26 protein-coding genes are annotated in these 25836 nt (G+C 63.9%); 16 read left to right on the forward strand and 10 right to left on the reverse strand.

Annotated features, from left to right (window positions below; all coding sequences use genetic code 11):
- From LB543_RS29795 to LB543_RS29810, 4 genes are all read left to right on the forward strand, one after another.
- The coding region (locus LB543_RS29795; RefSeq protein ID WP_224616674.1) for a transposase at positions 1–189 on the forward strand (189 nt) is incomplete at its 5' end.
- A gap of 51 nt (positions 190–240) precedes the next feature.
- Positions 241–1770, forward strand: coding sequence for a putative bifunctional diguanylate cyclase/phosphodiesterase (locus tag LB543_RS29800; RefSeq protein ID WP_224616675.1), 1530 nt, complete (start codon positions 241–243; stop codon positions 1768–1770).
- 191 nt (positions 1771–1961) lie between these two features.
- A complete protein-coding gene (locus LB543_RS29805; protein ID WP_140759518.1) occupies positions 1962–4016 on the forward strand; it encodes an elongation factor G in 2055 nt (684 codons plus the stop codon).
- Positions 4017–4760: 744 nt separating this feature from the next.
- On the forward strand, positions 4761–5258 hold the full coding sequence (locus LB543_RS29810) for a methyltransferase family protein (RefSeq protein ID WP_224616676.1): 498 nt from the start codon (positions 4761–4763) through the stop codon (positions 5256–5258).
- Positions 5259–5279: 21 nt separating this feature from the next.
- Here the strand turns inward: LB543_RS29810 and LB543_RS29815 are convergent, their stop codons facing one another.
- Together LB543_RS29815 and trxB are read right to left on the reverse strand one after the other, a co-directional pair.
- Complete coding sequence (locus LB543_RS29815) at positions 5280–6176, reverse strand: LysR family transcriptional regulator (protein WP_127873461.1); 897 nt, start codon at positions 6174–6176, stop codon at positions 5280–5282.
- A 91-nt stretch (positions 6177–6267) separates the two neighbouring features.
- A complete protein-coding gene (gene trxB / locus LB543_RS29820; protein ID WP_140759512.1) occupies positions 6268–7242 on the reverse strand; it encodes a thioredoxin-disulfide reductase in 975 nt (324 codons plus the stop codon).
- 260 nt (positions 7243–7502) lie between these two features.
- On the opposite strand from trxB, the gene LB543_RS29825 reads away from it, so the two are divergent.
- The gene (locus LB543_RS29825) at positions 7503–7982 is read left to right on the forward strand and encodes an Lrp/AsnC family transcriptional regulator (RefSeq protein ID WP_224616677.1); all 480 of its coding nucleotides are present in this window, start codon (positions 7503–7505) and stop codon (positions 7980–7982) included.
- A gap of 247 nt (positions 7983–8229) precedes the next feature.
- Entirely contained in the window at positions 8230–9024 is a 795-nt protein-coding gene (locus tag LB543_RS29830) for a glycosyltransferase family 2 protein (RefSeq protein WP_140759509.1), read from the forward strand.
- 3 nt (positions 9025–9027) lie between these two features.
- Here LB543_RS29830 and gmhB read toward each other — a convergent pair whose 3' ends face one another.
- From gmhB to LB543_RS29850, 4 genes are all read right to left on the reverse strand, one after another.
- Positions 9028–9669, reverse strand: a complete 642-nt coding sequence (gene gmhB, locus LB543_RS29835; protein WP_224616678.1) for a D-glycero-beta-D-manno-heptose 1,7-bisphosphate 7-phosphatase — start codon at positions 9667–9669, stop codon at positions 9028–9030.
- On the reverse strand, positions 9662–10234 hold the full coding sequence (locus tag LB543_RS29840) for an SIS domain-containing protein (protein WP_224616679.1): 573 nt from the start codon (positions 10232–10234) through the stop codon (positions 9662–9664). The genes gmhB and LB543_RS29840 overlap by 8 nt, the downstream gene beginning before the upstream one ends.
- 7 nt (positions 10235–10241) lie before the next feature.
- On the reverse strand, positions 10242–11735 hold the full coding sequence (gene rfaE1 / locus LB543_RS29845) for a D-glycero-beta-D-manno-heptose-7-phosphate kinase (RefSeq protein WP_224616680.1): 1494 nt from the start codon (positions 11733–11735) through the stop codon (positions 10242–10244).
- Between the two features lie 135 nt (positions 11736–11870).
- On the reverse strand, positions 11871–12503 hold the full coding sequence (locus tag LB543_RS29850) for a LysE family translocator (protein WP_140759498.1): 633 nt from the start codon (positions 12501–12503) through the stop codon (positions 11871–11873).
- A 312-nt stretch (positions 12504–12815) separates the two neighbouring features.
- On the opposite strand from LB543_RS29850, the gene rfaD reads away from it, so the two are divergent.
- The 4 genes from rfaD to LB543_RS29870 are packed head-to-tail and all read left to right on the forward strand — an operon-like array spanning position 12816 to position 16146.
- A complete protein-coding gene (gene rfaD, locus LB543_RS29855) occupies positions 12816–13766 on the forward strand; it encodes an ADP-glyceromanno-heptose 6-epimerase (RefSeq protein ID WP_140759495.1) in 951 nt (316 codons plus the stop codon).
- Positions 13739–14746, forward strand: a complete 1008-nt coding sequence (gene waaF, locus LB543_RS29860; protein ID WP_140810325.1) for a lipopolysaccharide heptosyltransferase II — start codon at positions 13739–13741, stop codon at positions 14744–14746. Before rfaD ends, waaF begins: the two co-directional genes overlap by 28 nt.
- Positions 14743–15717, forward strand: a complete 975-nt coding sequence (waaC, locus tag LB543_RS29865) for a lipopolysaccharide heptosyltransferase I (protein WP_224616681.1) — start codon at positions 14743–14745, stop codon at positions 15715–15717. Before waaF ends, waaC begins: the two co-directional genes overlap by 4 nt.
- A gap of 60 nt (positions 15718–15777) precedes the next feature.
- On the forward strand, positions 15778–16146 hold the full coding sequence (locus tag LB543_RS29870) for a hypothetical protein (protein WP_224616682.1): 369 nt from the start codon (positions 15778–15780) through the stop codon (positions 16144–16146).
- A 35-nt stretch (positions 16147–16181) separates the two neighbouring features.
- On the opposite strand, the gene greA is transcribed toward LB543_RS29870, so the two are convergent.
- A complete protein-coding gene (greA, locus tag LB543_RS29875) occupies positions 16182–16655 on the reverse strand; it encodes a transcription elongation factor GreA (protein WP_140759483.1) in 474 nt (157 codons plus the stop codon).
- 259 nt (positions 16656–16914) lie between these two features.
- On the reverse strand, positions 16915–17451 hold the full coding sequence (locus LB543_RS29880) for a tetratricopeptide repeat protein (protein WP_224616683.1): 537 nt from the start codon (positions 17449–17451) through the stop codon (positions 16915–16917).
- A gap of 151 nt (positions 17452–17602) precedes the next feature.
- Here LB543_RS29880 and LB543_RS29885 point away from each other — a divergent pair, with 151 nt between their 5' ends.
- From LB543_RS29885 to LB543_RS29900, 4 genes are all read left to right on the forward strand, one after another.
- Positions 17603–18028 (forward strand): DUF3775 domain-containing protein, encoded by a 426-nt coding sequence (locus LB543_RS29885; protein ID WP_140759477.1) that lies wholly within the window; start codon positions 17603–17605, stop codon positions 18026–18028.
- A 524-nt stretch (positions 18029–18552) separates the two neighbouring features.
- A complete protein-coding gene (locus LB543_RS29890; RefSeq protein ID WP_411908799.1) occupies positions 18553–19251 on the forward strand; it encodes an extensin family protein in 699 nt (232 codons plus the stop codon).
- Between the two features lie 116 nt (positions 19252–19367).
- The gene (locus tag LB543_RS29895; RefSeq protein ID WP_224616684.1) at positions 19368–20174 is read left to right on the forward strand and encodes an extensin family protein; all 807 of its coding nucleotides are present in this window, start codon (positions 19368–19370) and stop codon (positions 20172–20174) included.
- 150 nt (positions 20175–20324) lie between these two features.
- Positions 20325–21032, forward strand: coding sequence for an LssY C-terminal domain-containing protein (locus tag LB543_RS29900; protein WP_224616685.1), 708 nt, complete (start codon positions 20325–20327; stop codon positions 21030–21032).
- A 7-nt stretch (positions 21033–21039) separates the two neighbouring features.
- Here the strand turns inward: LB543_RS29900 and LB543_RS29905 are convergent, their stop codons facing one another.
- A complete protein-coding gene (locus tag LB543_RS29905) occupies positions 21040–22062 on the reverse strand; it encodes a zinc-dependent alcohol dehydrogenase family protein (protein WP_224616686.1) in 1023 nt (340 codons plus the stop codon).
- Between the two features lie 124 nt (positions 22063–22186).
- On the opposite strand from LB543_RS29905, the gene LB543_RS29910 reads away from it, so the two are divergent.
- Positions 22187–23101 carry a LysR family transcriptional regulator gene (locus LB543_RS29910; RefSeq protein WP_140810332.1) on the forward strand — a complete coding sequence of 305 codons (915 nt, stop codon included), beginning with the start codon at positions 22187–22189 and terminating at the stop codon, positions 23099–23101.
- An 80-nt stretch (positions 23102–23181) separates the two neighbouring features.
- Positions 23182–24492: a hemolysin family protein gene (locus LB543_RS29915; RefSeq protein WP_224616687.1), complete on the forward strand. Its 1311-nt coding sequence runs from the start codon at positions 23182–23184 to the stop codon at positions 24490–24492.
- A 22-nt stretch (positions 24493–24514) separates the two neighbouring features.
- On the opposite strand, the gene LB543_RS29920 is transcribed toward LB543_RS29915, so the two are convergent.
- Positions 24515–25834: an HlyD family type I secretion periplasmic adaptor subunit gene (locus tag LB543_RS29920; RefSeq protein WP_224616688.1), complete on the reverse strand. Its 1320-nt coding sequence runs from the start codon at positions 25832–25834 to the stop codon at positions 24515–24517.
- Positions 25835–25836: the final 2 nt, after the last annotated feature.

A 25836-nucleotide genomic window follows, 5' to 3' on the forward strand; every position in this document is an offset into this window, starting at 1 on the left:
ATCCCGCCCAAGCGCAATCGAAAGCATCAGCGTCCCTACGACGCTGATCTCTACAAGGAGCGCAACATCATCGAGCGCTTCTTCAACAAACTCAAACAGTTCCGCCGCGTCGCAACTCGATATGACAAGCTGCTCGCCAACTTCATGGGCTTTGTCAAACTTGCCGCTATCGCTATCTGGCTCAGGTAGTTAAATCGTCACTACGCCCTAGCCGTGAGCCTGCATTGCGGGGGCTGGCGGATGAGCATACTGGCGACGATCAAGGACCACAGCGGCCGGATCTATCGCGGTATCCAGTCACTGCTTGTGATCAGCATCGGCGCAGCAGTGCTTGGGGCTTTCGACGTCTCGCGAAACCTGTCCGCCGGCAGTGCCTTCGCCATCTTGATCCTGGCCACGAGCCTCGCCTTGCTGGCATTGATGTACATGCGCAGCAGCGTCGTCCATCGCCTCCAGTCGGCCGCCGCCGCCGAGGCCGAGAAACATCATTTCCTCACCAGGGATGCGATGACCGGCGCGATGACGAGACGCTATTTCCTCGAGGCGCTGCACGAAAGCCTGGGCACCATGCGCGACAGGCGCGAGGCGGCCTTGCTCTTGATCGACCTCGACCATTTCAAGCAGTTGAACGACACGTTCGGACACCAATTCGGCGACCTCACGCTGACGCATCTGGTCAAGACCTCGGAACGCATCTTTGCCGGCGCCATGGTCGGACGCCTCGGCGGCGACGAATTCGGTATCATCATTCCGCATGGCGACCTGGCCGCCATCAACAAGGATGTCAGGCAACTGCTGGATGCCATGCGCGCCGGCAAATCGCATGAAGGCAAGACCATTCCGCTCTCCATCTCGGTCGGCGTGGCACTGGCGCCGGCCCATGCCTCGAACACGACGGAACTGATGCTGGTTGCCGATCTGGCGCTTTATGAAAGCAAGGCGGCGGGCCGAGGCCGCGTCACCGTCTTCGACGAGGAGATGCTGTCCGACAAGCGCTACCGTCGTCTGGTCGAACGGGAATTGCGCGCCGCGGTCTATCTGGGCGAACTCGAATTGCATTATCAGCCGATCGTCAGCCCGGATGGTTCCCGCCACGCGCTCGAGGGGCTGATCCGCTGGCGCCATCCGGTTCGCGGACTGATCGCACCGTCCGAGTTCATTGCGATCGCCGAACGCTCGACGCTGATCGACATGCTCGGCGAATGGGCGTTCAAGCGGGCCTGTGCCGATATCGGTCATTTCCCGGGCCACCGTATCTCGATCAACGTCTCCAGCGAGCAACTCAAGCGCGACGAGATCGTCACCATGTGCGACCGCGTGCTTAGGGAAGCCGGCCGGTCGGCGTCACAGTTCATCATCGAGATCACCGAGACCGTGGCGACCGCCGCCACGCCCGAGATTCTGCGGCGTCTCGAAGCGTTGCGCGGCCTCGGCTTTCACATCGCCCTCGATGATTTCGGCACCGGCCATTGCGGCTTCAACTATCTCAAGACCTTGCCCATCGACATCATCAAGATCGATCGCTCCTACATCCGCGCCCTCGCCCATGACCAGGTGGCACAGATCTTCGTCTCGGCGCTGGCGCAGATCGCGCGCATCCAGCACGTCACCATCGTGGCGGAGGGCGTGGAGACGGCGGAGGAATTCGCTCTCGCCAAGGCGGCCGGCTGCAACCGTTTCCAGGGCTATTTCTTCGGCAGGCCGGCGCCGCGCGACAAGCTCGCACTGCTTGCCGGCCGCTCGGTCGAACCGCTCGTGCTCAGCGCCTGAGCCGGCCAGCCGCGCGGCTTCCTATTTTTCTTGCCCTCCAGGCAAACAAGTGGGACGATAATCGGGGCAGGTCGAAACAGACCCGCCCGCGACGGTCGAACAGGCCGGCCGCCGCTCAGGACCGATTGACCTTGGCCTGAACCATGAATGCCAGTCGGTCCCCAGGAAAAACGCCTGAGTGGAGGTCAGTCATGGGTAATCGCGCCGGAGGACGACGCACGGGACCGAAATGCATTGCCATAGTCGGTCCCTTCGCAAGCGGTAAGACGACACTTCTCGAAGCCATTTTGGCCCGTACGGGCGCCATCCCCCGCCAGAACCCGGTTTCCTCCGGCAATACCGTTTCAGATCATTCGCCCGAGGCCCGCGCCCACGCCATGAGTGTCGAGGCGTCGATCGCCACCACCGAATTCATGGGCGAGCAGTTCACCTTCATCGACTGCCCCGGGTCGATCGAATTCTCCTTCGAGGCCGAACCGGTGCTGGCCGCCTGCGATGTCGCTGTGGTCGTGGCCGAGGCGGACGAAAAGAAGATCCCTGCCCTCCAGCTCATCATGCGCAAGCTCGACGATCTCGGCGTGCCGCGTATCCTGTTTCTCAACAAGGTCGACAAGGCGATCACTGGCGTGCGCGACACGCTGAAGATGCTGCAGCCGACAAGCGCGGCGCCGCTGCTTCTGCGTCAGATCCCGCTGCGCAAGGACGGCGTCGTCATCGGCTCGATCGATCTGGCGCTGGAGCGCGCCTACATCTACCGCGAATATGCCGAGAGCGAGGTGGCCGAGATACCGGGCGACGACAAGGCGCGCGAACTGGAGGCGCGCTTCTCCATGCTGGAGACGCTGGCCGATCATGACGACCAACTGATGGAGCAGTTGCTCGAGGAGATCGAACCGCCCAAGGACGCGATCTTCGACGATCTCGCCGCCGATCTGCGCGACGGCGCTGTGACGCCGGTGCTGATCGGCACCGCCGAGAAAGGCAATGGCGTGCTGCGCCTCTTGAAGACGATCCGCCACGACGCGCCCGACATCGAGGCCACCCGCAAGCGGCTCGGCGGCCCCCCGGACGGCAACGCGACGGTGGTCCAGGTGATGAAGACCATCCACACGCCGCATGGCGGCAAGCTGTCGGTGTCGCGCATCCTGTCGGGCCAGGTCGCCGACGGGTCGGAGCTGTGGCTGCCCGGCGGCGACACCGCCAAGGTTTCCGGCATCTACAGGATGCTGGGCAAGGACCAGGTCAAGCTGACCGGCGCCAGGATCGGCGACACCGTGGCGCTCGGCAAGCTGGACGCGGTCAAGACCGGCCAGACGCTCACTTCGGCCAAGGGCGGGACCAAACAGCTCTTCGATGTCGAGCCGCCGCAGCCGGTCTTCGCCTTCGCGCTGCGCCCCAAGGAGCGCAAGGACGAGGTCAAGATGTCGGCCGCCATCCAGCGCCTGGCCGAGGAAGACCCCTCGCTCAGCCTGCGCCACAACCAGGACTCGGCCGAGACCGTGCTGTCGGGTCATGGCGAGATGCATCTGCGCGTCGTGCGCGAGCGGCTTGAGGGCAAGAATCAGATCCCGGTCGAAGGTCATGCACCGGCGGTGCCCTATCGCGAGACGATCCGCAAACCGGTGCAGCAGCGTGGCCGTCACAAGAAACAGTCGGGCGGCCACGGCCAGTTCGGCGATGTGGTGATCGAGATCAAGCCGCTGCCGCGCGGCTCCGGCTTCCAGTTCACCGACACCATCACCGGTGGCGTCGTGCCCAAGACCTACATCCAGTCGGTCGAGACAGGCATACGCGATTACCTCAAGTCAGGCCCGCTCGGCTTCCCCGTTGTCGACGTCGCGGTCAACCTGTCGGACGGCTCCTACCATGCGGTCGATTCCTCCGACATGGCCTTCCAGATGGCGGCCAAGCTCGCCATGAAGGAAGGCATGGCCGCCTGCTCGCCGGTGCTTCTGGAGCCGGTGATGAAGGTCGAGATCGTCACTCCGTCGGACACGACGTCGAAGATCATCGCGCTGATCCCGCAGCGGCGCGGCCAGATCCTGGGCTATGACGCGCGGCCTGGCTGGCCTGGATGGGATGTCGTCGAGGCGACCATGCCGCAGGCCGAGATCGGTGATCTGATCATCGAGCTGCGGTCGGCCACGTCAGGCGTTGCCAGCTATCGCGCCGCTTTCGACCATATGGCCGAGCTGACTGGCCGTCTCGCCGACGAGGCGATGAACGCCAACGGCAAGGCCGCCTGATTTCGCCCGGTGGCCGATTTGGAATGCGTGTGAAGCGCCCCTCGAACGATCGAGGGGGCAAAAACCAAAAAACGACGCCCGGGGGGCCGGACGCCGTTTGTTTTGCGGACCGTTTTCTTGGGAGGAAAAACGGCAGGTCCGCCACATGTAAGGTCGCCGCGCTTCGACGGGAAAAGGTTCGGACGCGGTAGCCGCCTGAGCCCGGGTCGTCCGAGTGATGCCCCCATCTCCCGTCCGAACCACACCGCGTCCTATGATCCATTTAGCAGATGGAGGGTGTCCTTGTCATGTTACCAGAGGTTACATGACACGGTTACGCGGCAGTTCTGGTGAATTTTCCAGCCATCCCCGTGGCACGCAGGCAACAAAAAAGCCGGATCAACGAAGATCCGGCTGAGTTTGATTGGAAGTGCCTGTTAAGGCTAACCTCCAGAGGGGAACACTCGAGGACGCTAATGGGAGGAGAACGCGTCCAGGAGATGATCTATATATGTGCTCATCATGCCCAAGAAACAAGCATCTATTTTGCAACACACGCATGCAAAAAGGCACAGGCTGTGGTCCAACCCGCTCCAGGAGCCAATAGGACCAGCAGAATCGTGAAAATGAAGCGCGCTTTCGCGTCATTGTCGCCCCGAAAACGCCAATCCCGGCCGATTCTGCTCCCAAAATTCCGAAAACATTGATGATGTGTAATGAGGCAGCAGCGGTTTAATTCAAAGGCAGTCACGCGGGGATCAACCGATGCGTAGGTTTTCGGCGATTGCCGGCAGCGGCATTTTCCTGGTTGCGGCTCCCGGAGTGGTCGCCGGGCTGGTTCCCTGGCTGCTCAGCGATCGCTGGGGCCTGCCATGGTCGATGGTACCCGGCCTTGTCCTCGCCGGCGGCGTGCTCATCGTCGCCGCTGCCGCCGTGCTGCTGCATGCCTTCGCCCGCTTCGCGCTGGAAGGGCTGGGCACGCCCGCCCCCGTCGCACCGACCGAAAGGCTGGTGATCGGCGGCATTTACCGCCATGTCCGCAATCCCATGTATGTCGCCGTGCTGTCGATCATTCTCGGCCAGGCGCTGTTGTTCTCGAGCTGGTCGATCGCCGCCTATGCGGCAATCGCGGCGGCTGCCATGATCACCTTCGTCAAGCTCTATGAGGAGCCGACGCTCGCCGGCCGCTATGGCGCCGAATACGAAGCCTACCGCCGCAACGTGCCGGGCTGGCTGCCGCGGATTACGCCCTGGAAAGGATAGGCTCGCGGAGCTGACCTTGGATCAGAAGGACCAGCTTCTGGCCTTGGCGATGATGAAGTCGCGGAACACGTGCAGCTTGGCCTGGTTCTTCATCGCGTCGGGATAGGCGAAATAGGTGTCGAAGGACGGCACCTCGGTTTCCGGCAGCAGCTGTACCAGGCCGGAATCCTTGCTGATCACATAGTCCGGTAGCATGGCGATGCCGGCGCCGCCCTGCACGGCGCGCTTGATCGACAGGATGTCGTTGATCTGCAGTGTCGGCACGCGCCGGCCGCTCTCGAAATCACCGACCGTCTCCAGCCAGTTCAACTCCGACAAATGCGACGGCACAGGCAGGCCGAAGGTGACGATGCGATGGCTTCTCAACTCTGCGATCGAGCCGGGCTTGCCGTACTTGGCGACATAGGACGGGGCGGCGTAGAGGTGGAAATGCACGGTGAACAGGCGGCGCTGGATCAGGTCCGGCTGCTGCGGCTGGCGCAGCCGGATGGCGCAATCGGCCTGGCGCATGGTGAGGTCGAGCTCCTCATTGGCGAGGATCAGTTGCAGGCTGATTTCGGGATAGAGTTCGATGAACTCCTGCACCCGCTCGGTCAGCCAGCCGGCGCCGAGGCCGACGGTCGTCGTTACCCTGAGCACGCCGGACGGCCGGTCCTTGGTCTCGGTCAGCCGCGACTTGATGGTTTCCAGCTTCATCAGCACGTCATGGGCCGTGCGGAACAGCATCTCGCCCTGTTCGGTCAGCACCAGGCCGCGTGCATGGCGGTTGAACAGCGGCACGCCGACATCATGTTCAAGCGCGCTGACCTGCCTCGATATCGCCGATTGCGACAGATGCAGGGTCTCGGCCGCATGCGTAAACGATCCCGCTTCCGCCGCAGCGTGAAACACGCGTAGCTTGTCCCAGTCCAACGCCATGATTTCCCCTCGTTACGGTTGGCGTCTGAATGAAAAATCGGGCTTTTACACGGCGTTTCCAAGCCGTTTTTTCAACAGTCTTGCGAGCCGCCTATTCCGCTGCCTCGCGATGCACCTCGATGCCGGCCAGATACTTTTCCGCCTCGAGCGCGGCCATGCAGCCCAGCCCCGCCGCCGTCACCGCCTGGCGGTAGATATCGTCGGTAACGTCGCCGGCGGCGAACACGCCAGGCACGTCGGTGCGCGTCGAATCCGGCGCTGTCCACAGATAGCCGTTCGGCTTCTGCTTCAGCTTGCCGGCGAACAGCTCGACCGCGGGCGCATGGCCGATGGCCACGAAGACGCCGTCGATCTTGAGATGGCTCTCGGCGCCGGTCACGGCATGCCTGAGCTTCAGCCCTTCGACCGAAGGCGGCAGCGGTGCCTTGCCCGGACGCCCGGTGATCTCGTCGACGATCGTGTCCCAGATAACGCGGACATTGTCCTTCTTCAACAGCCGCTCGCGCAGGATGCGCTCGGCACGGAAGTCCGAGCGCCTGTGGATGACGGTGACACTCTTGGCGAGGTTGGACAGATAGAGCGCCTCCTCCACCGCCGAATTGCCGCCACCGACCACCGCGACATCCTTGCCGCGATAGAAGAAGCCGTCGCAGGTGGCGCAGGCGGAAACGCCGAAGCCCATGAAGTCCTGCTCGGTCGGAATGCCCAGCCACTTGGCCTGCGCGCCGGTGGCGATGATTAGCGCATCGGCCGTGTAGGTCGTGCCGGAATCGCCCTTGGCGCGGAATGGCCGCACATTGAGGTCGACTTCGGTAATGATGTCGTTGATGATGTCGGTGCCGACATGCTCGGCCTGCTTGAGCATCTGCTCCATCAGCCACGGCCCCTGGATCGGATCGGCGAAGCCGGGATAGTTTTCGACATCCGTGGTGATCATCAGCTGGCCGCCCTGCTGCAGGCCGGCGACGAGCATCGGCTTCAGCATCGCACGCGCGGCATAGACCGCCGCCGTATAGCCGGCCGGACCGGAACCGATGATGAGAACGGGCGCATGCTTGGTGATCATTTGGAGCCTCTGCGGGGCGGACAACGGTGTGCCATGGAGAAAGACGTGGAATTCCCGGTTAATGTAAGGGTTGCCAACCACGCCAGCAAGACGGACGGGCCGTCGTCCCCGGAAAGCTTCGGCCCATGCGGATATTCGCGCGGCGAGCGCTTTCGTTACCTCCCCTAAAATCGCGTCGACGAGGGCTGGCTTCGACACAAAAGTCGTTTAATTACAAAATCGCGAAAGATTCTTGCGCCACACTGATCATCGAGAACCCAATGCCCCTCAAGGCCGACCTCGACGCCATCGACTGGAAGATCCTGCGCGAGCTTCAGTCGGACGGGCGCATGACCAATGTCGAACTCTCGAACCGCGTCGGCATTTCGGCACCGCCCTGCCTGCGCCGGGTCAAGCGGCTGGAGGAGGCCGGCATCATCCGTGGCTATCGCGCGCTGCTCAACGCGCCGGCGCTCGGCCTCGATGTCGTCGCCTTTTGCCTGGTCGGGCTGCATCACCAGGCAGATGCCGAACTGCGCATCTTCGCCGAGCGCACGCGCGGCTGGCCGATCGTACGCGATGCCTGGATGGTGTCGGGCGAGTCCGACTTCCTGCTGCATTGCGTGGCAAGCGACCTCGGCGCCTTCCAGACCTTCGTCGTCGAGGAACTGACCTCGACGCCGAACGTCGATACCGTGCGCACCGCGCTCACCATTCGCCGGGTCAAGGACGAAGGGCTGGTCTCGTTCGAGCGCTCCTGAGTCTGGGTGAGCGCCCGTGCGCCGACGAATTCCCGACGTTCGCCACACCGGTGCCGCGTTGGTGTTCGAAAGACGCTGATATACAAGGCTGAACAGCTCTGCCGGATTTCACTGCTTGACTGGGCGCTTGACTGGTTTCTCAAGCAATTCCAGGAAAAATGTGTAACGGTTTTCCGCCCGGAATTGCTTGAGAACAGATGGCACGAGCAACATGAATTCCGGGAGAATCCGCCATGGGAAGGGGACCATGACCCGTTTTGCAAGCCCGGTCTCGGCGCTCATCATCTGCGTGAACGAAGCCGACATGATCGGCCCGTGCCTGGAAAGCATCGATTTCTGTGCCGAGATCATCGTCGTCGATTCCGGTTCGACGGATGGTACCGTCGAATGCGTTGAAAGCTATATCGCCAAGGGCTATCCGATAACGCTGCTGCACAATGACTGGCCGGGGTTCCCCCGCCAGCGGCAATTCGCGCTCGACCGTGCCAACCAGCCCTGGTGCCTCTCGATCGACCCGGACGAGCGTGTCGACGACCGGTTGCGGCAGTCGATCGTGGCCATCACCCAGGCGGCCGGCGGCAAGGCCAGCGGATGGTACATGCGCCGCCGCGACTGGCTGAAGGGCTACGGTTATGCCCATCGCTGGGTGCTGCACAACAGGCTGCTCAGGCTTTTCCGCCGCGAAGGCGCCGCCATGGATCTCACCGCGCGGGTCCATGAATCCGTTCGCGTGCCGGGCGAGACCGACACGATCGAAGAGGGTGTCTTGCTGCATCGCCGTGAAATATCGGTTGAGGAGGATCTTGCCCGGGCCAACGCCTATTCCAGCCTCAAGGCGGTGACGCTGGTCGAGAAAGGCAAGAAGCCCGGCCTGGTGCGGCTGGTGCTGTCGCCGTTCGGCAACTTCCTCAAATTCTACCTGGCCAAGCGCTACTTCCTGTGCGGCCGCCATGGCTTCGTCTACTCGATGTCGGTGATGATCTATTCCTTCGCCACCGAGGCCAAGCTCTACGAAGCCTCGGAGCGCAACGACCAGGCGTAAGCCCTACGATCCGAGTGCGTCGATGGCAGCGAGCAGGCCGCCGAGATCGTGGTCGTCATGCAAGCGCCTGATGGCGAAGCCGGGCTGACTTGCCGCCTCACCGTCGACCAGCCAGCCCTGTGCCAGGCCCGCGCGTTGGCCCGCCTGCATGTCGGCCAGCTTGTCGCCGACCATCAGGGAGCGCCGGAGATCGAGATCAAGACGCCTGCCCGCCTCGATCAGCATGCCCGGATTGGGCTTGCGCATCGGATGGTCCGCCATGGCGAGCGGCCCGACGCCCGCCTCGTGATAGGCGCAGGCCAGCACCATGTCGACGGACACCCCCTGCTCGCCCAGCAGCTCCAGCACGCGGGCGTTCACCTTGGCGAAAACATCCCAGCCGAAATAGCCGCGCGCGATGCCGGACTGATTGGTGATCACGACGACCGGAATTCCGGCCCGGTTGGCGGCGGCGATCGCCGGCAGCATCTGAGGCCTCAACTCGATCTCGGCCGGATCGCTGGGATAGTCGGTATCGACATTGATGGTGCCGTCGCGGTCCAGGAACAGCGCCGGTGAGCGCGCCGGGAAAACGCTGTCGCCGACCTCCTCCACCCACAGGCCCGGTTCGATCAGTGGGTGCGGCGTCCCGATCCTGTCAGCCATTCGACAGGCGCGCTTCGACCACTTCGCACAGATGGTGATAGAGGCACAGATGCCCCTGCTGGATGATCGGCGTCGAGGTCGAAGGCACGTTGAGCAGGATGTCGCAGAGCGGCTTGAGCTTGCCGCCAGTGTCGCCGGTCAGGCCGATCACGGTCATGTCCATCATGCGCGCATGTTCCGCGGCGGCCAGAATGCTCGGCGAATTGCCGCTGGTCGAGATCGCCAGCAGCACGCCGCCGGCCGAGCCATGCGCTTCGACCTGGCGCGAAAACACCGTGTCGAAACCATAATCATTGCCCCAGGCGGTCAGCACCGCAGCATTGGCCGGCAGCGCGATGACATTGTAGGCCTTGCGCTCCTTGAGGAAGCGGCCGACCAGTTCGCCGGCGATGTGAATGGCGTCGCTGGCCGAGCCGCCATTGCCGGCGATCAGGAAGGCCTTGCCCGACGAAAGCGCCGTCACGACAGCGCGCGCCGCCCGCTCCATCTCGCGGGTCAGGTCGCGCTCGACCATAGCTGATATGGCGGCCGCCGAGCGGACCAGATAATCGTTCAGTTCAGACATGAAACCCTCAATTGGTGCTGCCGCCCGCGCGCATTTTGCCGATGGTGCTGGTGGTGCTCTTGCCGGCGACGAGATCGACCAGCACGACGCGCCCGCCCGCCTTCTGCACCACATCGGCACCGACCACGGTGTCGATCGTGTAGTCGGCGCCCTTGACCAGTATGTCGGGCAGAAGCGCTTCGATCAGCGCCAGCGGCGTGTCCTCCTCGAACACCACCACGGCATCGACCGAGGCGAGCGCGGCGAGCACGCAGGCGCGGTCATGCTGGTCGTTGACCGGGCGGCCCGGCCCTTTCAGTCGGCGCACGGAAGCATCGCTGTTGAGGCCGAGCACCAGCCGGTCGCACTGGCTGCGCGCCGCGTGCAGCAGGCTGACATGGCCGGCATGCAGGATATCGAAGCAGCCATTGGTGAAGCCGACGCTCAGGCCTTCCGCCTTCCATGCCGACACCATGCGCGCGGCCGAGGCGGCGTCGAGGATGGCGTCCTTGTGCGCGGTCGGACCATGCGAGCGAAACAGCGCGCCGGTGAGTTCCTCGACGCTCAGCCGCGCGGTGCCGCGCTTGCCCACCACGACGCCGCCGGCGGCGTTGGCGATGGAGGCCGCGGCGACAGGATCGGCGCTGGCGGCAAGCGCCAGCGCGAAGGTCGCGATCACCGTGTCGCCGGCGCCCGAAACGTCGAACACCTCGCGCGCCTGGGTGGCGATATGGCGTGCCTCGTCGGGGCCGACCACGCTCATGCCCTTTTCGCTGCGTGTGGCGACGACGAAGTCGAAGCCGTGCGCCGAAATCAGTTCCCGCGCCGCCGCAACGATTTCGTCATCGGCGAACACCGCATGGCCGACGGCCTCGCCAAGCTCCTTGCGGTTGGGCGTGACGGCGGTCGCACCCGCATAGCGCGCGTAGTCGCGGCCCTTCGGGTCGACCAGCACCGACTTTCCCGCCTCGCGGCAGATGGCGATCAGTTCGGCGGCGACGCCGTCCAGCAATATGCCCTTGCCGTAATCGGACAAGATGACGATGTCCGCCTGGTTCAATGCGTCCCGGAAACGGCGGATCAGCTCCGCCCGTTCCGCCTCGCCGAGCGGCTTGATCTCTTCTTCGTCGAAACGCAGCACCTGCTGGTTGAGCGCGCTGAAGCGGCTCTTCGACGAGGTCATGCGGCCGCGCTGCTGCACAAGCCCAGCCGTGTCGGCGCCGAACTCGCCCAGCATCCGCGCCAGGCTGTCGCCGGCGGTATCGGCGCCGATCACCGAGACCGGAATGGCGCGCGCGCCAAGCGAGACGATGTTGGCCACGACATTGCCGGCGCCGCCCATCGCCGAAGTCTCGCCGCGCCCGTGCAGCACCGGGATCGGCGCTTCCGGCGAAATCCGCTCGATGACGCCATTGATGAAGCGGTCGAGGATGATGTCGCCGACCACCAGCACGGCAACGTCGCCGAAGCGCGCGATGGCGCGGTGCAGGGGCTCGGGAGAAGGCGGATTGTGATTGATCATGTCATCTGCCACGCGCGGGAAACGCCGATCTCAGATAGGTCGAAACACCAGATTTGCGAGGCCGGCCGGTCATGCCTGCCGATATACCGCAATTTGGCACAGCGCAACGCCGGGGTGGAGGCAAACCCTGACAGGTCAGGTTTTCTGCAGGGCGACGTGGACGCCGAGCCCGACCAGTACCGCGCCGCCGGCCCGCTGCATCAGGCGCTGCGCCCGGCTCGAACGCCGCAGCCGGCCGATCACCAGGCCGGCCAGGAACACGCAGACGATGTCGGCCGAGGAGAACATCAGGTTGACTGTCGTGCCCAACACCACGAACTGCAGCCAGACCGGCAAGGTCGCCGAGGCATCGATGAACTGCGGTAGGAACGCCATGAAGAAGATCGCGGTCTTGGGATTGAGCACCTCGACGGTGATGCTCTCGAAAAACGCCCGGCGGGCCGATTTGCGCTCGATCGCCGGCAGCGCCACGTCGCCCTCGACGCGCTTGCGAAACAGCGAAATGCCGAGCCAGATGAGGTAAAGCGCGCCGACCAGCTTGACCGCCATGTAGAGAGGCGGCACGGCATGGAACAGCACGGACAGGCCGGCGGCGGCGGCAAAGACATGCACATAGCCGCCGAGATGAATGCCGAGTGCCGCCGTCAGCCCCGACCAGCGCCCCCGCGCCATGGTCTGCGCGGCGGCGTAAAGCATGGCCGGACCTGGAATATAGGCGAAGATCGCCGTGGTGGCGAAGAACGCGATCAGCAGTTCGGTCGACGGCATTTTTTGTCCCCTTGTGATCCCGTCGGCGGCGAACCGACAAAAGCGGCAGCTTTGCGGCGCCACTGTGACGCCTGTCTCCCCGCCAGGCAATCGCTGAGATTTCGCTCCATCACCTTCTTACAGGCATTGGCGCTGCCCCTCATCGCCCTGCTGGGCGCTTCTCCCGTATAGTGACGGGCAGAGGATGCCGGCAGGCAGGTGAGGGGCGGCGCCAAGTTCGGTGCTCTACATCACGGCTATGCCACCTGCTTTGTCGACAGCCCGATCAGCCTCCCTTATAAGGACCGGAATCGCACGCAACCAGAGGCCTTCATGATCATCGTCACGGGCGGCGCCGGCATGATCGGCTCCAACATCGTCGCCGCGCTCAACGCCGAAGGCCATGACGACATCCTGGTCGTCGACGACCTCACCGACGGTCACAAGATCGCCAACTTGGCCGATTTGACGATAGCCGACTATCTCGACAAGGACGATTTCCTGGCCCGCATGGAAGCCGGCTCGCTCGGCCGCATCGAGGCGGTCTTCCACCAGGGCGCCTGCTCGACCACCACCGAGTGGAACGGCAGGTTCATGATGGAGGTGAATTACGCCTATTCGAAACGGCTGCTGCACGCCTGCCAGGCGCTGCGCGTGCCCTTCCTCTACGCCTCCTCCGCTTCGGTCTATGGCGGCGGCGCCGAATTTCGCGAGGAGCCGGCGCTGGAACGGCCGCTCAACGTCTACGCCTATTCCAAGAAACTCTTCGACGATTATGTCAGGCGCACGATCTTCGACAGCGATCATTCGCAGGTCGCGGGGCTGCGCTACTTCAATGTCTATGGCCCGCGCGAGGCGCATAAGGGGGCCATGGCCTCGGTCGCCTTCCATCTGTTCAACCAGGTCGAGCGCGGCGAAAATCCGAAACTGTTCGGCGCTTATGATGGTTTCGGGCCGGGCGAACAGAGCCGCGACTTCATCCATGTCGGCGACGTCGCCGACGTCAATCTATGGCTATGGAAGCGTGGCGCGAGCGGCATCTTCAACTGCGGCACCGGCCGCGCCCAGCCGTTCCGGGCCATCGCCGAAACGGTTATCGACACGCTAGGCAAGGGCGAGATCGAGTTCATACCCTTCCCCGACCATCTCAAGGGCAGCTACCAGAGTTTTACCCAGGCTGATATGTCCCGCTTGCGCGCGGCCGGCTATAACGGGCAATTCCGCACAGTAGAAACCGGCGTCAGAGACTATGTCGAATGGCTGAAAGCCCAACGATCCTCGTGATCGGCCCACGCTGGGTGGGCGATATGGTGATGGCGCAGTGCCTGTTCTCGGCGCTGAAGGAACTCCATCCAAACGCCGCGATCGATGTGCTGGCGCCGGCCTGGGCGGCACCGCTGGTCAAGCGCATGCCCGAAATCCGCCAGCAGATCGATTTTCCGCTGCAGCCCGGCGCGCTCGAATTCAGCCATCGCCGCCGCTTCGGCCGCCTGCTGCGCGGCCGCTACGACATGGCTTACATCCTGCCGGGCAGCTGGAAGTCGGCGCTGATCCCGTTCTTTGCCCGCATTCCGCGCCGTTTCGGCAATCTGCGCGAATTGCGCTATGGCCTTTTGACCGACATCGTGCCGCTGCCCGATGCCGTGAAACGGCGCACCGCTCAGGCCTATTTCGGGCTCGCCCAGGGCGGCAGTTTCCGCGCGCCCCGGCTGACCGTGGAGCAGAAAAACCAGGCCGCCCTGCTCGACCGCTTCGGTCTGGCGCCGCGGGAATTCGTGGCCCTCATGCCCGGCGCCGAGTTCGGCCCTGCCAAGCGCTGGCCAAGTGAAAGCTATGCCGGCCTTGCCCGCGAATTCATGGGCAAAGGCTTGAAGGTCGCCCTGTTCGGTTCGAAGAACGACCGCGATGTGACGGCGGAGATCGCAGCCCTTGCCCCGGGCGTCGTCGACCTCGCCGGCCAGACGCGGCTGGAGGATGCCATCGACCTGATCGCGGCGGCCAGGCTCGCGGTCTCCAACGACAGCGGCCTGATGCATGTCGCGGCCTCCGTCGGCACGCCGATCGTTGCCGTCTATGGCTCGACCTCGCCTGAAAACACGCCGCCGCTGGCGGAGCGGCGCGAACTGGTCTGGCTCGGCCTGTCCTGTTCGCCCTGCCACCGGAAAATCTGTCCGCTCGGCCACCTCAACTGCCTGAAGACATTGGAAGTCCGGCAGGTCGCCGCAGCGGCCAATCGGCTGCTGGAACTTCCGGCCGCTGCATGAAGGTGCTGATCGTCAAGACCTCGTCGATGGGCGATGTCATCCACACCTTTCCGGCACTCGAGGATGCCTGCCGCGCACGGCCCGATATCGCTTTCGACTGGTGCGTGGAGGAGGCGTTTGCCGGCATTGTCGCCCTGCATCCGGCGATCGGCACCATCCACACGGTGGCGATAAGGCGCTGGCGCAAGAACCTTTTCGACACATACACCTGGCGCGAGGCGGCGGCCTTGCGCCGAACCTTGCGCGAATGCCGCTACGATCTCGTCATCGATGCGCAAGGCCTGCTGAAGTCGGCCCTGGTGGCACGGCAGGCGCGTGCGCCGATCGCCGGATTCGACCGGCCGAGCGCGCGCGAACCCTCGGCCACGCTGTTCTACGACATCGCCTACGCCGTGCCGCGCAAGCTGCACGCCATCGAGCGGACAAGGCGGCTGTTCGGGCTGGCGCTCGGCTATCGGCCCGATCTTTCGACGCTCGACTCCGGCATCGTTGCGCCGGCGGGCACGATCGCGGCCATCGACGGCAAAACCGCCTTCCTGCTGCACGGCACCAGCCGTGAGGACAAGAAATGGCCGGTCGAGGACTGGATCGAAACCGCCCGCCTGCTGGTCGAGCGCGGCCTGACGCCGGTCACCACCTGGTCGAACGAACGGGAGAAGGCGGTGGCCGAAGCGATCGCCGGGGCCGTGCCGTCCACGGTCGTGCTGCCGAAATCGCCGCTGGCCGACGTCGCCGCCATCCTCGGCCACTCGACGCTGGTCATCGGCGCCGATACGGGATTGACCCACCTCGCCAGCGCCTTCGGCCTGCCGACGGTGGCGGTATTTTTAGCGACGGAGCCGGGTTTGACCGGGCCACGTGGGCAATATGCGTCGACGCTGCTGGCAGCGCCCGGCGCGCGCGTGACGCCGGCGGAGGCAATGGCGGAAGCGGAGAGGCTGATGGCTCTCAAAACCCAGGCTAAGATGTAGGATCTTCGCGGGGGCCAGATTGCGAGCGACGCGTCAGGAGGGTTTATGCCGAGGTTTCAGATGCAAATCGAGACTGCACATCCGATCCTCTTCCTCTCCGACTCCGCGCCGAATGTGTCGATTCCAGACAATGCGCGCCGGGCATTCGTCTCGGCAACGAGCGACTGCCTTTGCTTCGGCGTGTTATCCTTCGTCGATGGAGCGACCGTCGTAACCGTCACAGATCAGAACTGTGAGAGTGGCGGGACGAAACTGTTTAGCGGCTCGATCAATATCCCAAGCGGAGTGGCCACCTTGAGCGACAGCAGCTCATTTCGCTATGTGAACATACCGGTCCCGTCGGGACCGGTATCAATCGAAATTTGGGCTGACGACGACAAAAATCCGGATTGGGTCTGGGTCAAGCTTGGGGCAATCCGGAACTGTTGAGCAGCTTTCCTCTCGGAAGCTTACTGATCTACGTCCTAGATAAACTGCACCCGAACGATCTCGTACCCGCGTGCGCCGCCAGGCGCGTTGACCTCGATGGCGTCGCCGACTTCCTTGCCGATCAGCGCACGCGCGATCGGCGAAGAAATCGAGATGCGGCCGGATTTCACGTCGGCTTCCTGGTCGCCGACGATCTGGTAGGTCTTCTTTTCCTCGGTGTCCTCGTCGACCAGCACCACGGTGGCGCCGAACTTGACCTTGTCGCCGCTGAGCTTGGTGACGTCGATCACCTCGGCGCGCGCGATATAATCTTCGAGTTCGTTGACGCGGCCCTCATTGAGGCTCTGCGCCTCTTTCGCTGCATGATATTCGGCATTCTCGGACAGGTCGCCATGCGAGCGCGCCTCGGAGATCGCCTCGATGATGCGCGGCCGCTCTTCCTGCTGGCGCCAGCGCAGTTCTTCCTTCAATGACGCGAACCCCTCGCCTGTCATCGGGACCTTGTTCATAGTGCCTGACCTTTCCTGCCGCCGCCCCCGCGTTTCGGGGGAAGCCTTGTCGTTGGGTACAAAAAGAAAACGGTCCGGCAGCCTCGGGCTAACGGAACCGTTTCACCGCAATTTCCCTGAATATAGCAATCTTTGCGGGCTTTTCACGCTCAAAAATCGGTTTTGTTAAAATCATCCCTTCTTTTGTCAGCCAAGTGGCTGGCGAACAAAAAACGGCCACGATCGCTCGCGGCCGCTTCGAGAAACCATGGAGGCCCGATCAGCTTCTCATGAAATGTTCGATCTGCTCGGACAGCATGCCGTATTCGCGCGAACCCTTGCCGGCGCGCTTTTCGATCTCGGTCAGCTGCTGCTGGGCGCCGGCCAGGTCGCCGATCTGCAGATGTGCCTCGCCGAGATATTCGCGCACCAGCGTGTAATTCGGGTCGATGCGCAGCGCTTCCTCGTAATAGCCGAGGCCGACGGTGACGCGGCCGGAATGGCGGTGCGAGTAGCCGAGATAGTTGAGGATGCGCGGATCCTGCTTGTTGGCGGCAAGAACGAGAACCGAGATCGCCTCGTCATAGCGACCGGCCATCGCCAGCGCATGGCCCGCATCATAGATGCTGTCGTCGTCCAGCATGCCTTCCTTGGGCGGCACGCATTTCTGCTTCTTCTTGTCCCAGACCTCGCCCTTTTTGCACTGGGTGACAGTCTGGTCGCTGCCACCGCTGCTGCCGGCGGCAAACGCCGGCACGGCGAGGAACTGCAGGACGACAAGCGCGCTCGCCGCCTGGATCAGCACTCTTTTATGCATGGAAAACCTCCTGAGGGTGTGACAACGCAACACTAACGCCGAGCGGTCCGCGTTTCATCCCGGAAAAAGCAGGCGTGGAGAACATGAGGTGACGGATGCCGCAAATCCGGTATCATCGCCCTCGAATGAGACTGAGCCACGGAGAGGGCCCGTGCAGCGGCGGCTTGAAAAGGACTGGGATCTCACGATCGGCCCCGACACCGTGCGGCTGTTCATTCTCAAGGCCAAGGCGCTGAGTGCGGCCGTCAACGAGGACTATGCCGACGGCGCCGAACACGAGGTCGAGTTCGACGGCGACGGGCATGACAACCACCACCATGACGGCCTTGCCGAGGAAAGCTCGGAAAACCTCACCGAGGAAGAGCTGCGCGAGCTGATCAACGACCTCAATGTCGACGAGGCCGCGGAGCTGATCGCGCTGGCCTGGGTCGGCCGCGGCGACTACGACGCTTCGGAATGGGCCGAGGCGGTGACCGCGGCGCGCGAGCGCGCCAACAAGCGCACGGCTAAATACCTGCTCGGCATGCCGCTGCTCGCCGACCTGCTGGAAGAGGGACTGGAAGCGATCGGCGCGTAACGCAGAGGTAACCGATTGTGATCGGGTCGAAGCGCCGGTCCAGGCAACTTCAGCCGACCAGCGCCGTTTTGTGGCTGATGGCAAAGCTGAGCTTTTCCCGTATGTCCAGGATCGCATTGGCCGTGGCCGTCACTGCTCTGCTGGTCATGCCGGCCGACGCCAAACATCGTTACAAACACCACAAGCCGCTAAGCCCGCGCGTGGAGCAGCCGCTGACACAGCGGGCCGATCAGCCGCTGAAACCGCGAGGCAAGCGGCAGTTGAGAGCGCGGGCCGGGCAGCATCTGCCAAATCCGGCACCGCGGAAAACGCAGGATGCCCGGCCATCCGCCGATGTTCCGGTGCCCGAGCCGCGTCCGGCCGCCACTCCAAAGGTAGACGCTCCAAAGCCGCAAGATCAGAACACTGAAGGCCCAAAGAGCGGCGGAGCGCCCAATCTGCCCAAGGACGAAGAGGCCCATCGGAAAAGCCTGACACCACCCGAACCACCAGCCGAAACGGAAAGCGAGCCGGAGCCGCCAGCCGTGGTGCCAATACCGACGCCAAAGCCCGGCACCACGACGCCCGAGCCTCAGCCGCCGGCCGTCGCCCCGCAGCCGACGCCAAAGCCGGCGGACGCGGGCGACGAGGAGAAGATGCTGCCCGATCCACGCTCGGCCGATGTTCCCGCCGACAAGATGCCGGCCGAGGAAGTCGCCTGCCGCGAGCGCCTGAAGACGCTCGGGGTCGAATTCGAGGAGCACAAAGCCGAAAGCAACCCCGAAATCGGCTGCTCGATCCCCTATCCCATCGTGCTGAAGTCGCTTGGCAAGTCGATCGCCATTTCCCCCGGTGCCGAGCTCAACTGCCCGATGGCCGAGGCGGTGGCGCGTTTTGCCACCGACGTCGTCCAGCCGGCGGCGAAAGCCGAATTCGGCACCAACCTGAAATCGATCGGCCAGGCATCGGCCTTCGTCTGCCGGCCGCGCAACGGCACGCGCAAACTGTCCGAACATGCTTTCGGCAACGCGCTCGACATTGCCAGCTTCACGCTGTCCGACGGCAAGACAATCGAGGTCGGGCTGGCGCCGCCGGAAAAGGACGCCAAATTCCTCGATGCCGTGCGCAAGGCCGCCTGCGGCCCGTTCAAGACCGTGCTCGGCCCCGGCGCCGACGCCGACCACGCGATGCATTTTCATCTCGACCTGGAGCGTCGCCGGCATGACGGCACGTTCTGCCAATAAACACGGTTGTTGCGGGGCGCTGCCGCAATTCAGCCGCAGGCGTGAACGCGGGCGCTGAGTTTTCCTTTACCCTTGATCGTTAAAATGCCGGATATCCAGAATTGGGATTTCCGCCAATGGCCGGCACATTTCGCGCCGTTTTCCTCGCCGCCACGCACAATTTGAAACCTGCTGCATTGCTGGCCACAGGCCTTGCACTGGCCACGGTTTCGGCCTGCAACACCGGCAGCGTGCTGTCCTTGCAGCCTGCTGTCGATGTCGGCTCGCAAACCGCGGCCGTGCCGCAATATACGGGCTTGCAGAGGCTTGTTCCATCCAATCCCTATATGACGCAGGCCGCCTATCCGCGCATGGATGAGCCGATGTCGCCGCTCGAGCAGATGCCGGCCAGCGAAACCGATTGCCGCCAGCAGCTGAAGCGCCTCGATGTCGCCTACACCGACCTGGCGCCGATACATGAGGGCCAGTGCGGCATCGACTATCCGGTCAAGGTCTCGGCCATCGGCAGCGTCCAGATGAAACCCGCAGCGACGCTGACCTGCGACATGGCGGCCACCTTCGCCGCCTGGACGGAGAACGAACTCGTTCCCTCAGCCCGCTGGCGGTACTTCTCCGGCGTCAAGACCATCCACCAGGGCTCGAGTTACTCCTGCCGTAACATCGCCGGTGAAGGCGTGCTGTCCGAGCACGGCAAGGGCGACGCGCTCGACGTCATGAGCATCGAACTCAACAATGGCGACGACATCGACGTGCGCAAGCCCGGCCTGTTCGCCTTCCGCACCCGGGGCTTCCTCAACAATGTGCGCGCCGATGGCTGCCAGTATTTCACCACCGTGCTCGGCCCAGGCTACAATTACGATCACCGCAACCATTTCCACTTCGACATCAAGAACCGCAAGAGCGGTTATCGCGCCTGCCGCTGATCGCACAGCCGAACTTCGTAATCACAGGTCTTCGCCCCTGCGTGATGACGAAGACATGGTCACCGGTCATAAGAAAGACACCTGGCTCTACCCATAGGACTCTGGCCCCACCGGCGGAATCTGCTTAGACCCTGACGACATGGGGAGCAAATGAGCCAACGAAGCCTTCGACGACGCCTGACGATATGGCTTGCCGCGCTATTGGCCGCCTATGTGGCGCTCGCCTATGTCGCCGCGCCGGAATTCTGGACATTCCGTGACCGCGGCTTTCGCGACCAGCGCTTCGAGATGGTCACCCACACGCGGCAAGGCATTCCCGGCGACCCCATCAATGTCGGCCTGGTCGGTACGGAGAAGGAGTTGGTGCACGCTTTCGCTGTCGCCGGCTGGGACACCGCGGACGCCATCACATTGAGGACCGCCATCGATATCGGCGAGAGCGTTCTGTTTTCCCGCCCCTATCCCGACGCACCGATGAGCCGCCTGCTGTTCGAGGGCCGCGCCCAGGAACTCGCTTTCGAAAAGCCGGTCGGCGACAGCGCCGACCGGCGCCATCACGTCCGCTTCTGGCAGACGGATACGGTCGGCGACGACGGAAGGCCGCTCTGGCTGGGTGCTGCCAGCTTCGATCGCGGCGTCGGCTTGAGCCATGACACGGGCGCCATCACCCATCATATCGGTCCCGACATCGATGCCGAGCGCGACTTCATGATCGGCGATCTGAGTGCCTCCGGCCTGTTGCTCTCGACCGGCGACCTGGCGGGCATTGGCCCCACCAAGACCGGCCGCAATGGTGGCGGCGACCCTTATTTCACCGATGGCAAGGCGATCGTCGGCGTGCTGAAGCAATTGCCATGACCGGAGATCAGGTCGTGGCGATAACGATCTTGCCGAACGGCCCCTTCTCCAGATGCTCGAAGGCGCGCGGCACTTCGTCGAAACCAAAGACCTTGTCGATGACCGGCTTGATCTCCAGCGCCTCGATCGCTTGGTTCATCCGCTCGAAGGCGCGGCGGTGGCCGACCGAAATGCCTTGCACGACAATCCGGTTGCGCAGGAAGGGCACGATCGGAAAGCAGAGTTCCATGCTGCCCAACAGGCCGATGACCGACAGCCTGCCGTCGGCGGCCAGCGCGTCAAGCGAGCGCCGCGCATTGTCGCCGCCGACCATTTCGAGGACATGGTTGACGCCGGCGCCACCTGTCAGCTCGCGCGCCGCTTCGTCCCATGCCGGCCTTGTGCGATAGTTGATCACTTGCCAGGCGCCGAGCGTCCTTGCCCGCTCGAGCTTGCCGTCGCTGCTTGACGTGACGATGGCGCGCAGGCCGAAGGTGTGGGCGAATTGCAGCGCAAACAGGGAGACGCCGCCCGTGCCCTGGATCAGAATGGTCTGGCCAGGCACCGGTCTTGTCGCCTCGGCCATCGCGAACCAGGCCGTCAGCGCCGCGATCGGCAGCGTGGAAGCCTCGGCATCGCTGAGCGACGGCGGCGCCAGCACGGCGGCGTCCTCATGCAGGAGCAGGTAGTCGCTCAAAGTGCCGGGCAGCGACGATCCCAGCGTGTGCTGGTGCAGCACCGGCGGCGCATCGCCATCGGGCCAATCGGCAATCACCTGCCCCAGCACGCGCTGGCCGGTCTTGAAGCGGCTAACAGCGCCGCCGACTGCCACCACTTCGCCCACGGCATCCGATGTCGGGACGAACGGAAAGGCTAGATCGGGGATCAGCACGCCATCGACGATCATCCTGTCCTTGTAGTTCAGCGATATGGCCTTGATCCGCACCAGCAGGTCATGCGGCCCGGGCTCGGGAATCCTCCCTTCGGCCAATTCCAGCCTGGGCAGGCCAAAGCCGGTCATCCGCCAGGATCTGTTGATGTCGCTGCTCATTGCGTCTGCTCCCGATTGCATGGCTGGCGGGATATTTACGCTGTTTCACTATGGAAAAAAGCGCTTCCATGATCCATAATCGGAAACGAATTGGTGAGCAGATTTCTACAATAGGAATAGATCGATGGAATCCGCGGATCTGCAAGGCGTCGTCGCCTTCGTTCAAACGATTGAGGCAGGAAGCTTCACCGGCGCCGGAGAGCGGCTGCGGGTGACGAAATCGGCGGTCGGCAAATCGGTCGCGCAGCTTGAACAGCGGCTTGGCATCCGCTTGCTCAACCGCACGACGCGCAGCCTCAGCCCGACGAACGAAGGCCTGTGCTACTATGAAGCCTGCGTCAGGGCGCTATCCGAGATCGAAGCCGCCCAGGCGCTGCTCGCCTCGCGCCGCCAGGTGCCCTCGGGCCGGCTTCGGGTCGACCTGCCGTCGGCCTTCGGCCACCGCTGCGTGGCTCCCGTGCTGTTCGACATTTCCAGGCGATTTCCCGATCTGGCCATGGAGATTTCCTTCAACGACCGCCGCGTCGACCTCATCGAGGAAGGCATCGACCTTGCGATCCGCATGGGCGACCTCGACGACAGCCTGTCGCTGGCCGCACGCCGGCTCTATACCCAGCGCTCTGCCATATGCGCCGCCCCCGCCTATCTCGACAGAAACGGCAGGCCGCGAACGATCGAGGATCTCGCCGGCCATGACCTGATCGGCTACACCCGCAACGGCGTCGCCCACGCGTGGAGCATCAGGCAGGCCGATGGCCATGTCGCGAAGTTCACGCCGCGGGCAAGGCTGGTGCTCGACAATGGCGAGCCGATGCTGGGCGCGGTCCTTGCCGGTTGCGGCATCACCTTCCTGCCGACCTGGCTGGTGGCGGACAGTCTCAAGAGCGGCGCGCTGGAAATGGTGCTGATGGACACGCTGGTCGAAAACATTTCCGTCCATGCCATCTGGCCGGTGACACGCGCCTTGACGCCCAAGGTGCGGGTCGTTGTCGACGCGCTGGTCGCGCATTTCTCGTCGCCGCCCTGGGATGCCGCCTGATCGACCCGCATTTGCCGTCATCTTTCTAAAATGGTCGCCGACTATTTTCGAAAGCCGTGCGGCAATGCTATTGAGCCCTCATGCTATACGTTGAAATCGCCACCGTGGTCGTCCTCATCTGCGTGAACGGCCTTCTGTCGATGTCCGAACTCGCCATCGTCTCATCGCGGCCGGCTCGCCTGAAGGCGATGATCGACCGCAACGTCAAAGGCGCCGGCCGCGCTTTGGCGCTTGGCTCCAATCCCGGCAAATTCCTGTCCTCCGTGCAGATCGGCATCACGCTGGTCGGCGTGCTCTCGGGCGCCTTTTCCGGCGCCACGCTCGGCCAGAGGCTGGCGCAATCCCTGGCTTCGACAGGCGTCCGCGAGAACATCGCCGATCCGCTCGGCGTCGGCATCGTCGTGGCCATCATCACCTATGCCTCGCTGATCATCGGCGAACTGGTGCCCAAGCAGATCGCGCTGCGCGATCCCGAGCGGGTCGCGGTGCGCGCGGCGCCGGCAATGACCATCCTCGCCACCGTCTCGGCCCCTCTGGTCTTCCTGCTCGATATTTCGGGCCGTGCCCTGCTCTGGCTGCTCGGCCAGCACGGCGAAAGCGAGGAAAAGGTCACCGACGAGGAGATCAGGATGCTGGTCGCCGAGGCCGAGCATCACGGTACCATCGAATCCGACGAGCGGCGCATGATCGCCGGCGTCATGCGGCTTGGCGACCGCGCCGTGCGCGCCGTCATGTCGCCGCGCACCGATGTCGACTGGATCAACCTGCAGTCCGATGAAACCACGATCCGCAAGCTTCTGATGGACACCCAGCATTCGCGCCTGCCCGCCGGCGACGGCGGGGTGGACGCCATGATCGGCGTCATCCAGACGCGCGACGTGCTGGCCGCGCTGCTCGGTGGCCGCGCACTCGACCCGCGCAAGTATGTGCGCGCGGCTCCCATCGTGCACGACCAGGCCGATGCGCTCGATGTGCTGCAGAAGCTGAAGGACAGCGACGTGCCGATGGCGCTGGTGCATGACGAATACGGCCACTTCGAGGGCATCGTCACCCCCGCCGACATTCTGGAAGCCATCACCGGCGTCTTCCGCTCGGACCTCGAGGCCGGCGAGGAAGAAAACGCCGTTCAGCGCGACGACGGCTCATGGCTGCTTGCCGGCTACATGCAGGCCGACGAGATGGCCGAGGTGCTGGGCATCGACCTGCCGGAAAACCGCGACTACGAGACCGTCGCCGGCTATGTGCTGTCGCACATGCACCATCTGCCGGCGACCGGCGAATGCGTCGATGCTCAGGGCTGGCGCTTCGAGGTGGTCGACCTCGACGGCCGCCGCATCGACAAGCTGATCGCCACCCGCCTGCCCAGCGGCCACCGCGAGGTGGCGCGCTGACGGTTCAAGTGTCCAAGGAGATCTACTGCTCCGCGAAAGCGCGCGCGAATGAATCGAGCATCGGCCGCGCGAGATATTCCAGGAAAGTCCGGTCGCCGGTGCTGATGAACGCCTCGACCGGCGTCCCGGGATAAAGTTGATCGCGCCTCACGCCGGGCGGCAGGTCGGCGGCAATCGTCAGCTTGGCGCGGAAATAGGGTTCACGCGAGGTCTGGTCGATGAGCCGATCCGCCGAAATCCGTGTCACGGTGGCTGAAACCTCTGGCGTGAGCCGCGAATTCAAGGCGGACAATCGCAGTTTCGCCGGCTGACCGACGCGGACCTGATCGATGTCCTTCGGCCGCAGTCTCGCGTCGACGACAAGGCCCGACGCGGTGGGCAGGATCTCCATGATCTTTTCGCCGGGGGCAATCACACTGCCCTTGGAATTGTAGGTCGACGACACCACGATGCCCGCTGCCGGCGCCTTGATGGTGGTTCGCCGCACCACCGCCTCCGCCGCCCTGGTCTGTTCCTCGACGTCGGCCAGATTGGAGCGAACGTCGTCGAGTTTCGTCAGCGCCTCCTCGACGCGTTGCGTGGTCAGGCGCTCGGTCTGCTCCTGGGCTTCGACGATCTGGGTGTTGGCCGTCGCGAGATTGGCCTCCAGCGCCCCGGCCTGCCCGACGAGATCGGCCTCGCTGCGCAATAGCTGAGAGTATTCGGTCCGGTTGGTAAGGCCCCTGTCCAGCAAACTGGTCTTGATGCCGAGTTCCTTCTTGACGACTTCGGCTTGTTGCTGAATGGCCTGTTTCTGGGCCTGCAATCCCGTTACCGACTGCCGGTGCATGGCGGCCCGTTGTGCCAGGATCGATTTTTCCGACCGGAACCGGGCGAGCCTGGCGTCGAATTCCTTCTGCTGCTCTCGAATCAGGATTTCGAAATCGTGCTGGAAAGGCGCGGGCGCCGCTTCGGCGATTGGCGCCAGCCTGTCCAACCCGTCGCGTTCCGCCTCCAGCCGCGCCGCGCTCGCCCTAAGCGCGATCGACTGTCTCGTCAGCCGGTTAAGCTCGGCCTGCGCGGCCGTTGGATCCAGCACGATCAGATCCTGGCCCAGTTGCACGCGATCGCCTTCATGGACCAGCAACGCCTGGACGATACCGCCCTCGCGATGCTGGATCTGGATGTTGCCGCCGGTTGCCGAGATCGTGCCTTGCGTGATCACCGCTCCCGACAAGGGCGCGCTGACGGCCCAATAGCCGAAGCCGCCCACCAGCAGCGCTACGGCGGCATAGCCGGTGAGTGCCACGCGTCTTATGTCGGTGCGAGGCTGGTTATCCCAGGCGATGCTCTGTGTCGTCATCT

This window comes from Mesorhizobium sp. ESP7-2 (assembly GCF_020164715.1).
GTDB lineage: Bacteria > Pseudomonadota > Alphaproteobacteria > Rhizobiales > Rhizobiaceae > Mesorhizobium.